This is a genomic window from Haloferax sp. Q22, from assembly GCF_001482285.1.
GTDB lineage: Archaea > Halobacteriota > Halobacteria > Halobacteriales > Haloferacaceae > Haloferax.
On the sequence record NZ_LOEP01000002.1, the window covers coordinates 1 to 12,306 of the forward strand.

Here is a 12,306-nt window from a genome sequence, read left to right on the forward strand (position 1 = left end):
CCGAAGGATCATCTTGCAGGGTCGCTGAGCTCATTCCACCTCAGCATTCACCCTGCTCTTTGGTGTGCTAATCGTTCTATGACACCCTCCGCTTGGCGTCCAGTGGGTGACGGCACTCACGACGAGGATCGACGCACTCCCGACCGTTGGAGATGCGATGGAGGCGATACCAGCGCCCTGGCAGGCGGCCATAAATCGAGTCAGCGGGTCCGGACGAGTGGGACCGTACGATTCGACCGACATCGTGAGCGAGTCCACTCGTGGCTCGTAGTTGGCTATTACGGCAGGCAGTCGTCGTTGCCAGAGGATGGCCAATCAATACTACTCGGCTCTGTTGAAATCCTCAGTACTAACAGCTTGCTGCGGCCGTGCTGAATACAGGGCGCAAGTCGGTCACAGAGTTGGATGAAAACTCGTTTAGTATAGAAAATCATCTTGATGGGTATCTCCAGATAGCCTGCTATAGCAGGTTCCACATTTACTCGGTTAGGTGCATACCCATGATATATGAGGTTCGGCCTGACGGAGAATCAACGGGAGTTTCGAGATGAGGTTCGGGAGTTTACAAAAACGGAAATCGAACCAAAGGCGAGAGACCTCGACCGAAAGGAGGAGTACCCGAGCACGATTTTCGACGAACTCGGCGAACGTCGTTTGACGGGCGTGACGCTTCCGGAAGAATACGGGGGCCGGGGCGAAGGCCTCGTCGAACTCGCGTTGATGATCGAAGAGCTATCGGCTGGACTCATGTCCGTGGCAAGTGCCATCGGACTCCACATCGGAGTTGCGACAGTCGTCGAGCGCTTCGGAACCAAGGCGCAGTGCGAGGACTTCCTTCCAGAGATGGTGTCCTTCGACACTGTCGGCGCACTCGGCTTGAGTGAGGCGAACGCGGGGAGTAATAAATTGGAGATGGAGACTACCGCTGAACGTAACGAGGATGAGTGGGTACTCAACGGCCACAAACAGTGGGTAACGAACTTCTTTGACGCTGACTACGTCCTTACGTACGCGAAAACTGGCCCCGAGGAGGACGCCCCACACAACATCAGCGCGTTTCTCGTACCAACCGATGATTTCGAAACCGAGACAGTATGGGAGACACTGGGCGCGAACAGCGTCAAATCCCCGCGCGTCTCCCTCTCGAACGTTCGCGTTCCCGATGACCGACTCGTCGGCGAGGAGGGCGAGGGCTACGTTCAGCGTGGAGAAATACATACGGGTGTGAACGTCCCAGCTCGCGGTATCGGTATCGCCCGCGCTGCCCTCGAAGATACGGTGGCCTACACGAGCGCACGTAAGCAGTACGGCCAGCACATCAGCAACTTCCAAGGTGTAGGATGGGAGGTCGGGAAGATGGCTGAACGAGTCGATACCGCCCGGTTACTCACCCTCCGCGCGGCCGACCGTGCCGAACGTGGATACGACGTCACACGCGAGTTCAGCATGGCGAAAATCAACGCCACACAGGCCGCCGTGGACAACGCAAACGACGCGATTCAACTCCACGGTGGTATCGGCTACACGACTGAGCACCATGTCGAGCGGTATCTGCGCGACGCGAAACTCCTCACGATTGCCGGTGGCCCGAACGAAGGTCACAAGAACACACTTGCTGAGGCCATCTTCGAGCGACATGATAACTGACCAAGAGGCTCTGTTGAAGTCCTCTCGCTGTCTTGCGATTTGTTGAGAGACTAGCTTTCACTGTGATCCACGGAAACTAGCCAGAAAGAGCGCTCTCTCCAATGTCAACGCTGAAGGATTTCAACAGAGCCGACCAAGAGGGTCGTCGGCTGTCTGCCCCGGCTCACAGAACCGTTATCGGGCTATAGGGATATTCGATATTACGATGTCTCCCGAGCGGTCTGACGAAGCACTTCAGGTGTCTCTTGATCTCTGGTACCCAGAATGCTGGGAAATCAAAATCACGGAGCGTCTCGACGTCGGGATTCTCGGTTATGGGATTTACATGACTGGCGGCGAGGTTGCGACGCTTTTCACTATCTACGCGAACAATCACGAATCGGTTACCGAGGGTATCGAAGCTATTCGTGCGTCTGAACACGTTCGTTCTGTCTCCCAGATGGCGACTGGTTTCCGACAGGCATCGATTCCAAAGCCCGGAAATGCAACGCGCGAACTCCTCGTTGTTCACGATGGGCGAAAGCAGATTAGTCAGCCACTCACTTCTCGTGGATTCGTGTGTACGGGGCCGATTGATATTCGAGATGGGAGGGAGTATTGGAGTCTCGTAACGAACCACGACCGGGAGACGGCTCGAATCAAGCTTGATGAAGTTCGTGAGCAGATGAGTGCGGAGATTCATGTGCGGAGTATGAAACAGCAGAATCGGGGAGATGCGCCAACCACACTGCCAGTGGATCAGTTCACGAAGCGTCAGTTAGAGGTATTTCAACTCGCTCGTGAGATGGGGTACTACGAGTATCCGAAGGAAACGTCGGCCGGCGAATTAGCGGATGAATTGGGGATTACCACTTCGACCCTCCACGAACACCTTCACAAAGTGGAGGCGATTTTATTAGGGAGAGACGGCCTGACGTGGCTCGAATAGTGTCCTTCGAAATTTGTGTTCGCAACCCTACGTAACAGTCATTTTTGCTCACGAGGCTTGGAAACGAACGACACCCACGTGCTAAATCCACCCTCTGTCTGTGTCACACAGTTTCTATCAGGCTCTACGGCATTCAACAGAGCCTACTAATCACACCCGTTGTGATCTGTCTCGGTTGACTCACCACCACAAACTCGTTTTATTCACTCACACTACCGTTGTCCACAAAGGGGCTTTCTCCAGTGCTGCTGCTAGAACGAGCGTCTGTACCCGCGGTGGGTGTCGACGACCCGTGGAGTGCGTCCCGACTATCGACGGTTGATCACACGCTCGCTAGCGCCACCCCATCACAACGTCTGTGATTGCACTCCCACCCGAGGACTTCGGTGACGTTTCTGCGAGTTCCGAGACAACGTGTTCGGAGAAGATGACGCGTTTGGTCCCGCGGCGTTTCACGATCTTCACGCCTGCTTTCCCGAGGTCGTCGAGAAAGTCCATGACACGACTGACGGTTTGGGTGTGGGGCGTTCGGCCTTCCTTTGCGTGGAGGACGGTGCGAATCGTCCCCGAGTCGAGTGCGAAGCCAGCAGGGACGTTCGTGGCGTACTCTTTGATGTCCTTGGCGATGAAGCGAGCGCGCTCTTGGTTGGCGGTGAGGTTCGACAGCGCCTTCGAGGGAAGTCGAATGAGCTGTTGGAGTGGGGAGCGACGGGTGGTGGACTCGTCGGCTGGGGGTCCTTCGGATTCGACGGCGTAAAGGCGCTGTTGGAGGTGCTTGCGGTGGTCGGTTGCTGCGTCGAGTTGGGCTTCGAGGTCGTCGGTACGGGATTTGTACTGAGAGAGTTGGTCGCGTTGAGACGCGATTGTCTGTGCCTGGGCATCGACTGTGTTTTCGAGTTGTTCGTTGTCGGCTTCGAGTTTGTCGACGCGGTCTTCGAGTTCGTCGATCCGGGCGGCGAGGTCTTCGATGGAGGGGTCGGTCATTTGTGGCCCTCCGTTCGGGGTGGCTGTGCGACGAGACCTTTTTGCGTGGGTGGTGTGTTCGGAGACATGCGGTTGGGGTTAGACCGCACCGGATCCGTGCTACAACACGGGTCCTTTCTGCAGAGACCAATGATCCAGTAGACAGTCTATCCTACCGAACGAAAGTCATGGTATTAAAATTTGGTACTATTATTTTCAAATTGGGAAGGATAGTACCAATTTGATGACAAAACCACTCGTTCTATAATCACCACGTTGCGAGGGACCTCTATGCGAGACCAAGCACAGTGGATGAACAAGGCGAGTATCCCAGTGTTAGAGCTATTGGACGAATCTGGAATTGCCTTGCCCGCTCAAACCATTGCTCTAAATCTCGACAGAATGCTCTCACAAGGCCCGTCGCGCACTACTGTCTACCGAACACTGGAGCCGCTCGAGGAACATAGGCTAATTGAACACGTTACTGGCGACAGTAAACACTACGTCATTACTGAGAAAGGCAAACAGTTCCTTGCAGGCGAACTGCGAGCGTCTGATCTATAACTGATCCACACCGAGCGTATTAGGTCTCATCTTCGTCTAACTCGCAGACAACCTCTCGAAGTTCGGTTAGCAATTCGGGCTTATGTTCAGCCAGCATTGCCATCTCCTTAGGGAGTTCTTCATGGATTCGACGCCGAACTCGAGACACTGCTTGATACCGCTTTTCGGGTTCTTCATCGCTTGCTTCAGCAATTCGTTCCCACTCAGTGTTTGTAATGAGACCGCGAGATCGTGGCATTCTACGTCACCTACTACGAACAATCTCTCTCAAATATCATGTATCTTACGTTGCGAGTATTCGCAACTATTAAGCTGCCGTAGAACAGAGTTGTAACTGAGAAGTACCGGGTTCGCCTTTTGCAGAAAGGCCACGTGCTGTAACACGTGACCGGGTGGCTTCTCAGGACAGAGTAAGCCAATGTCAACTACGCACACCGCGACACAAGAGCGTACCGTATCGCTAGCTGACCACCTTACTAACGCCCTCGCGAACTCGTTCACCCTTGGAATCGACACCGAGGGCTTCACACACCACTACTTCCGACCTGCCGACGCCGTCGTCGTCTTTGACGGCCGAACCCTCGACCACTACCAGCCACTCGATGGCCGGCCGCTTCGAGAGTGGAAGGCATTCGTCTCCCAGAAGCGTGGGTGGGATTCGATGGGCCAACTTGCACCCATCGGACTCCGAGTGGATTCCGAGCGCAAGGAGGACCCTCGCGCATGAGTGCCCACGAAGAGTTGCAGATGCACCTCGCCCAAGCGCTGACGCGAACGACCGACCCCGACGTGCAAGCGCATCTGCACGCTGCGCTGGAGTCCTGTCAGGAGCTGCCGACGATGCTCGTGGCGTGTCCCGCGTGTGGCGCGGTGGGTTTGCCAGAACGGATCGAGATACACGACTGCCGGCGTCGATAAATCGAGTCTCAAATACTCTCAGCGCAAAACTATATTGTAACACTTAAATACCACTATTTTGAGTATTCTGTAAATATAGTATTTAAATCGGCTCTGTTGAAATCACGTTCCTCAGACGGGGCCCCGATAAACAGCCAATCAGTCGACTTCTGCGAATGCACGAATCAGCATTGAAGCCGTATGTGATGCTTTTTGGGACCACAAACAACCGGAAGGGTTCTCCGTGGAGTGCGTCCCAAACCCTGAATAGTATATTCAGTCAACAGACAAAAATAGTATCAAAACTGACTGTTATCATTTTTAGATGGCTATCACTCATTTTTTGGACCGAACCGAAGATCCACACAACACGCTATTCTGGCTACCAGTGTTCCACAAGCGACGCTGTAGGCGGTGTACTTTGAACAAGACCCCTAGACTGTGTCCGGCTCGTGGTGCCCCAATGCGTGTCGGAAACTGCGTGCAGGTGTACCGAACATATGTATGTTATACCACTCGGCACCTACTGCCGTCCACGCTGCCTCGTTACTGCTCGGCGTAACCCGTTCGACGACGTGGCCACATCGATGCGACGGACACAATCTCTAACTAAATAGACGTTCGACACCGCTAGTAGTGTTCTCAGTCCCTCCACTGTGGTCCGGCGTGTCCCTCCAAACACCTCCCTTTCCTGTCGGTGTGCGCGAAACGCATGTGACCGGGCTCGTGATGCTCATCGGCCTCATCTTCGGCGGGATGTATCTGTACACTCGCTGGCGTCAGTTTCTTCGATAGACACAGCTACGGACGCGTGTCGCACTGCCCTAACGGACATCACCACCGACCGTCGATGGCGCGCTTGTACGCCGTCTCCGCCTGGTCGGCGACACTGTCCCAATCGTACTGCTCGGCGCGTGTCGTCGGTTCAGTCGGTGGGCGCTCACCCGCGAGTGCTTGGCCTAACGAGTCTGCGACTGAATCGACGGTTAAAAAAAGAGATGGTGGTGCCACAAATACTGTCCCTACGGCACCTAGCCACTTCGTGCGCAAAGCAGTCAGTAGCTCAGGCGTACTGTGAAACTACCTAGTCATTCTGGGCCCTTCACAGGAACCGGGAATTTGTAGTCGTACGCCATGACCGTGTTCGAACGCCGCAAGTCATCGAGGAACCTCCGTGCATCGTAGTCACGAAGCCGAATGTACAACCCGGAGCCGTCCTCGATGCCCTTCTGTCTGACTGCGTAGTTGTCGTACCCCAGTCGGTCGACCTCCGACTGCAAGTGTTCGACGCACGACTCGGGAAAGCCGTGGGTCGCAAAGGAAACACGCGGTGCGCCGCTGTCACGGATTGAGCAGTTCCCGTCACCCCAGTACCAATGCAGGAGTGCGGTCTTGTCGAGGTGGAAGTCTTCGGGGACGATTTTTCGATTGTTCTTCTCCTCTCTGACTTCGTACCACTCCTCGTACATTCGCTGAAGATGTGGTTGCGGTCGAGACGTGACTGTCCAGCACGTATAGTCTTCGTCAGTAAACTGATTCAGCCGGGTGATCGAGTTCGGCTGTGACTCTGGGAAGAATCCATCGGGAAGCTTTGTGATCAATCGGCGCGCGTGTTCCGCTGTCGTCGTCGAGAGTTGGAAGAAACACGACCCATCGTACCGAGAGTGTAAGCACCCATCGCCGAGTAACTCTCCCTGAATAACCGATACCTGAGACGGATTCAGTCCGATATCGGTGGTCTTCGGGAATGAGATTGGGTCGGCACCTGCCTCTTCAAGGTGGAATCGAATTGCGATTGGGGACGTGTCGTATCGGTCCGCAAGCGACTGGAGGGAACGCCGACGCTCGTACGCGTCGACCAACTCATCCCTTCGGTTCGCTAACTGTGTGTATGCTGGACCACCATTTCGCATTGCGACATCGTGGTCGTGCAGGCGACTCTGAATCGGTCTCGTGGACACATCGAACACCTCCGCAATCTCACGCAGCGACTGTCCCGACTCGTAGCGCTCGATAATCTCGTCAACTCGCTCATCGAGCCACTCGTACCGCATCCGTCAGGCCTCCACCAAGAACGGCTGGCAGTCATGATCGTTGATGCGTTCTGGTAGCCCGACCGCACCACAGAAAGGACACTCGTTGAGTTCTTCTGGTGGTTGGTTTTGATGCTGTTCAACAGACTCTTGTCTATCTCTATCTGAGTTGCTCATGCTTCGTCTTGGGCGAAGCACGGGGCGGTGTCTCCAGCACCGTCCTCTCCTTTGAGGCGACCCGTGCTTCTCGATAGGTGCTACGAGAGGTGGCTATTTAGTAGTTTTGCTTAGCAAAATGCTTGGCAAACAGTTGGGTCATGTGCTGAGTAGATTGCTGAGAATTATGTTTACGGAGTTAGAACTGCGCGTCAGACATGGTCAACGAACGCTACGAACCGAACGAACGGGAGGAAGTCGTCCTCGAGTTATTCAAACAGGGTCGGCGTTCTGGTTCGCCGTGGGGTCGTGTTAATCCGCTCTATCTGCGTGAGCACTCCGACTTAGAAAAGGGGCAGGTCGAGTACGCGCTTCGGAATCTAACGAATGCCGGCTGGATTACGCAGTTGAATCGGGGTGGGTTGTATGAGTTGGTGGAAGATCCGCGAGATTCAATAAATGAATAATTCATTCAATCCAGAATCTAATAGAGACTTTACAAGACACAGATTAGCCTAAATGGACACGCCCCAGTCGTTCCGGATATCTCATCCAAATAGTCAAATCAGTCACCGTTCACAAATGTGATAAATATGATGGCCGTTATCGTTCTGTTCATTTCAAATGAAGTTGTTCCAGTACCTTCATTTGGATTTCAATACAGAATATGTATATGAACAGAGTTTCCGTCGTCATTCCCACTAAAAATGCAGGCCAGGAGTTTGAGGAAACATTAACATCAATTCGAGATCAGACTATCTCTGATATCGAACTCATCGTTATTGACTCTGGCTCTACCGACGGTACAGTTGAGCTCGCAGAGCAGTATGCTGACACCATCATTGAGATTCCACCTGACGAGTTCCACCACGGAAAAACTCGAAACCGAGCAGCGGACCAAGCTGAAGGGGATATTATCGTCTTTACCGTTCAAGATGCACTTCCAGTTGATGACGAGTGGTTAACCCAGCTCACCAGTCCAATTAAAAATGGTAATGCCGATGTATGTTATGGCAACCAAGTAGCGTACTCTGATGCTAAACCTTCGGACAAATTCTTTTACAAATATTTTTATCCAGATTCTTCAATTACTCTCACAAAGGACGACACAAACAAGAAAGGGGACTTCTATATGGATAACATATTTTTATCTGACGCAAACTCAGCGGTTTCTCGCCATGTTTGGAATCAATTTCAATTCCTCGATTCTGTACCTATGTCTGAAGATAAGGACTTTGCATACCGAGTCGCATCTGCAGGTTACGAAATTCACTACTGCCCAGAGTCAAAAGTCTATCACTCACACGACTATACGCTTCGGTCACTATTCAACCGACGATACAAAGACGGGAAAGCATTTACCGAAATCGCTGCTACTGATTCCGATGACTTCCTATTTGATGGGGTACAGTATGTCTGGAATGAATACGCTTACTTAATCAGCTCTGGTGCAGTCTACTGGATTCCGTACGCACTCTTGTACGACATTGTCTACTTCATATCATTCATGCTAGGGAAAAATCACGGACATCTTCCAACGAGCGTCGATCAACGACTGGGGCACTAAAATAGGTCTTCAAACACACCAAGCAACCTATTAGTTGCCTTGTCCCAAGTAAACTGCTCTGATCGATCTCGTCCCTTCTGAGAGAGTTCTTCAAGCCGATTAGAGTCATGAACCACTTCTAGACCTCGTTTGATCGAATCAATGTCGTATGGATCAACGAACTCAGCTGCCTCTCCCATCACTTCAGGTATTGCCGTTACATTTGATGTGACGACCGGTGTCCCACGAGCAGCTGCCTCAAGCGGCGGAAGACCAAATCCTTCATAGAGAGAAGGATACGCAAATATAGTTGCATTTTCATATACATATATCAATTCCTCCCGTGAGACATATCCTAAGTTTATAATATCATCTCGGTCGACCTTCTCGTTACCGAAAGCAGCGGTATCACTTGGACCAACTACAACAAGCTCACAGTCTGTATCTAGTCTGTTATATGCCTGAATGAGGCGTGAGAGGTTTTTGCGCTCATCCGCGGAGCCTACAAACAGGATATACTCGTCAGGAACTTCGATCGGTTTTCCAGCATTTTTCTCAAAAAAGAGGTCGTCAATACCATTGTAGACTACATGAACATCGTCTTGCTTGACTGGGAGCTTCTCAACGATTCTCTTTTTCGAAAATTCTGAAACAGTCACTACAACATCGGCATTCTGAACACCAAGCGGAATCGTCGCTTTTCGATAAAATCGTTGAAGGCTACTGTGCCCATGTTCCGAACCGACATGGTGAACAAGTACTACTGTTTTGTAATCTCCCCAAGTGATGGGCGGGGCGTTTGCATTTGGACAGAATAGAATGTCTAAATCATCTTTCGCTGCGAGGAACGGAAGTACACTTCGCTCCCAGATGACACCAAAGGCCTGCGAGTTCCATGGGAAAAGAGTATCACTATACGAGGGTGTATTATCGAACCACCGATAACCCTCCTCGTTCCCGTATAATGTACACGAGTCTGATCGATCAATTAGATTCTTTGTGTGTTGTATTCCGACTTGAGCGGCTCCTGCAGGAGTCTCAAGACTGAATACTCGTGCGTTGATTCCGATATTCATCTTTCTATTATGTCCTCCCTGGCACCTCGAAGCACGTATCTTTCCATCAGTTAGCCAATGTTAGTTATAGTATCGGTTCTCTATTACTATTTTACTTGCTTAGTACACTTCCAGGAAATGGATAGATAGATGAAGTACTCACGGCATATGAACTAAGAGATTCTTGTGTTCTCTTGAGACAGTCGGTGTTTATTTGGGAGAGCAACTCATCTCAGAAGGAAAGATGAAAATGACAGGTGAGCTAACTTGGAGGCGAGCATATGAGTGAGAGCGCGGAGCAAACGGCTAGAAACGTTGAGAATATTCTTTTAATCACGGTAGACTCACTTCGATATGATTTGACATTAACCAGTAGTCCACAACTTTCAGCAATTGAGAGGTTATCTGAGGATGGTGTTTCCTTTGAGCATGCGTATGCTACAGGGCCAGGAACAACGCCTTCGTTCCCTGCTATGCTTACAGGAACACTACCGTTATCATATGGGGGGTTAGGTCCACTAACTGATGAGCGGCCGAGAGTTGCATCTAATCTTCGAGATGCTGGGCTCACTACTGGTGGCTTCCAGAGTAATCCGTTCCTTTCACGTCACTTCAACTATAATGTTGGATTTGATACATTTGAGGACTACCAAAACCCACTAATGGGAATTGCAACCAAGATCTTCCCACGGGGTATTGAATTGTCGAACCCTCAGATGAAGAAGATCGATGAGGTGTTCCATCTCACCGATATCATAAAGAAGACCTATGAGTTGGTGAAAGGTAAGCCACGACCATATGTTAATGCAGAAACTATCACAACAGATGCGATCAACTGGCTTGACGACGCAGATGATTCATTCTTCGGCTGGGTCCATTATATGGACGTTCATCATCCGTGTTATCCTCCAGAACAATATCGTGCTCAATTCGATGTTGCAGATATCTCGCAGACAGATGTTTCTGAATGGTACTCTCAGTTACTTACCCAACCCGAGACTTTGTCAAAAGATGAGATTGATTCACTTCGTCGGCTCTATGATGCTGCTGTCCTTTATACAGATGATCAGATTAATCGACTCCTTGACAAGCTGAGTGAAATGAACAGATATGAAGATACCTTAATCGTATACACATCTGACCACGGTGAACTATTTGGTGAACATGGTGCATACGGTAAACCACGACGTATGTATGACGAACTTCTACATATTCCCCTAATCATAACAAACGGACCAGAAGGTCTTTCAGAGTACTCTAGTGAATTAGTTAGTTTGTTGGACTTGCCACCTCTATTTCATAACGTATTAGGAGTGGAGTCTCCGCACAAGTATGAAGGACAGGGAATTACTGATACTAAAAGAGAATTTATTATTGCTGAACATGAAATGGATGGCGAGGTCATCGTTGCTGCTCGATCAAAAGATTTGTTGTTTGAGGTAGACAAAATAAGAAACGAGGACCGATTATCCAGCATTAAAAATGGCGAATTTGTCGAAAATTATCAAAAAGACGCGCCAGACTCAGAAGACATACAGCAAGCCGTGTTGAATCGTCTTTCTAATCTTGATGTGAATACACGCCGACTTGAAGACGAAGTGGAAGGAGATGTTCAAGACAGATTGGAAGATCTTGGATATTTATAGATATAGCAGATACAGTATAATATATAATTAATGAATAGATAGGTCGAAAAGTAGGTGAATCATACCAGCACCCGACCTGTCCGGCGAGAGTTAAGACCACTACGCTTGGATATTGGTCCTGGCAGAGGATCATGATGTCTGTTGGGTGTTCACCGCCCGATTTCATGCTGACGGTCGTTATTCTCGCAAAGTAGAAGTGGTTGTTTATATTCCTAATACAAAAGTAATTAATTCAATGTATCTGGTTGTTGGGTGTCACTTCTCTGATAACCTGCTAGATTTGCTGGTACCTTAGCCGAGGCGGGCCGCAGTCAATGAAACGGCTTCAAGATTAACGGTAATCAATCGTAGTTATATGTGGTGATATACTCGACAAAGTTCTGATTCTTGATGTCGCTCTATTCAATCGTAACGGCACCTATCCAGCAGCTACGTCTTTTCACGATATCACCGAGAAACGCTACCCTCGCAAAACGGTATCTCTCACAGATACACTCGCCTATTTCGATTGGACATTTGAGATGGAGGAAAGGTACGTCTAACGCTCTCGAAAAGTACTGGGCGTGCTGGTGATCACCTGTACGATTTCCCAATTTCTACGTCTAGTTGCCTCAGACTCGTTTTGAAACCGAAGATGTGAGGGTGAGTGTGAGTGAAGATGGTGACGATTTAGTCATTAAATATTCAGTCACAACTATTACAGATACCGTTTAAGCAATTGATAGTTGCCGTACCGAATTATCGATTTGGATCGGCAGACTGGATAGTAATTGCAGTCACACCGAGGGTGTCATAGAACGATTAGCACACCAAAGAGCAGGGTGAATGCTGAGGTGGAATGAGCTCAGCGACCCTGCAAGATGATCCTTCG

The 12,306-nt window shown here is 50.4% G+C and carries 10 protein-coding genes; 7 read left to right on the forward strand and 3 right to left on the reverse strand.

Annotation, left to right across the window (positions count from 1 at the left end; translation table 11 throughout):
• Window positions 1–507 precede the first annotated feature (507 nt).
• Together AM590_RS00115 and AM590_RS00120 are read left to right on the forward strand one after the other, a co-directional pair.
• A complete protein-coding gene (locus AM590_RS00115) occupies window positions 508–1,647 on the forward strand; it encodes an acyl-CoA dehydrogenase family protein (protein WP_058825667.1) in 1,140 nt (379 codons plus the stop codon).
• Between the two features lie 205 nt (window positions 1,648–1,852).
• Complete coding sequence (locus AM590_RS00120; RefSeq protein WP_004967251.1) at window positions 1,853–2,575, forward strand: helix-turn-helix domain-containing protein; 723 nt, start codon at window positions 1,853–1,855, stop codon at window positions 2,573–2,575.
• Between the two features lie 333 nt (window positions 2,576–2,908).
• Here AM590_RS00120 and AM590_RS00125 read toward each other — a convergent pair whose 3' ends face one another.
• A complete protein-coding gene (locus tag AM590_RS00125; protein WP_058825668.1) occupies window positions 2,909–3,559 on the reverse strand; it encodes a hypothetical protein in 651 nt (216 codons plus the stop codon).
• A gap of 961 nt (window positions 3,560–4,520) precedes the next feature.
• On the opposite strand from AM590_RS00125, the gene AM590_RS00135 reads away from it, so the two are divergent.
• Window positions 4,521–4,829, forward strand: a complete 309-nt coding sequence (locus AM590_RS00135) for a hypothetical protein (protein ID WP_058825670.1) — start codon at window positions 4,521–4,523, stop codon at window positions 4,827–4,829.
• Entirely contained in the window at window positions 4,826–5,020 is a 195-nt protein-coding gene (locus AM590_RS00140) for a hypothetical protein (RefSeq protein ID WP_058825671.1), read from the forward strand. The genes AM590_RS00135 and AM590_RS00140 overlap by 4 nt, the downstream gene beginning before the upstream one ends.
• A gap of 1,067 nt (window positions 5,021–6,087) precedes the next feature.
• On the opposite strand, the gene AM590_RS00145 is transcribed toward AM590_RS00140, so the two are convergent.
• Window positions 6,088–7,053 carry an endonuclease I gene (locus AM590_RS00145; RefSeq protein ID WP_058825672.1) on the reverse strand — a complete coding sequence of 322 codons (966 nt, stop codon included), beginning with the start codon at window positions 7,051–7,053 and terminating at the stop codon, window positions 6,088–6,090.
• 353 nt (window positions 7,054–7,406) lie between these two features.
• On the opposite strand from AM590_RS00145, the gene AM590_RS21345 reads away from it, so the two are divergent.
• A complete protein-coding gene (locus tag AM590_RS21345; protein ID WP_058825673.1) occupies window positions 7,407–7,655 on the forward strand; it encodes a hypothetical protein in 249 nt (82 codons plus the stop codon).
• A 206-nt stretch (window positions 7,656–7,861) separates the two neighbouring features.
• Window positions 7,862–8,755: a glycosyltransferase gene (locus tag AM590_RS19610; RefSeq protein ID WP_172795726.1), complete on the forward strand. Its 894-nt coding sequence runs from the start codon at window positions 7,862–7,864 to the stop codon at window positions 8,753–8,755.
• On the opposite strand, the gene AM590_RS19615 is transcribed toward AM590_RS19610, so the two are convergent.
• Window positions 8,752–9,810 (reverse strand): glycosyltransferase family 1 protein, encoded by a 1,059-nt coding sequence (locus tag AM590_RS19615; RefSeq protein WP_082677614.1) that lies wholly within the window; start codon window positions 9,808–9,810, stop codon window positions 8,752–8,754. The genes AM590_RS19610 and AM590_RS19615 overlap by 4 nt on opposite strands.
• A 260-nt stretch (window positions 9,811–10,070) precedes the next feature.
• On the opposite strand from AM590_RS19615, the gene AM590_RS19620 reads away from it, so the two are divergent.
• A complete protein-coding gene (locus tag AM590_RS19620; protein WP_082677615.1) occupies window positions 10,071–11,435 on the forward strand; it encodes a sulfatase in 1,365 nt (454 codons plus the stop codon).
• Window positions 11,436–12,306 lie beyond the last annotated feature (871 nt).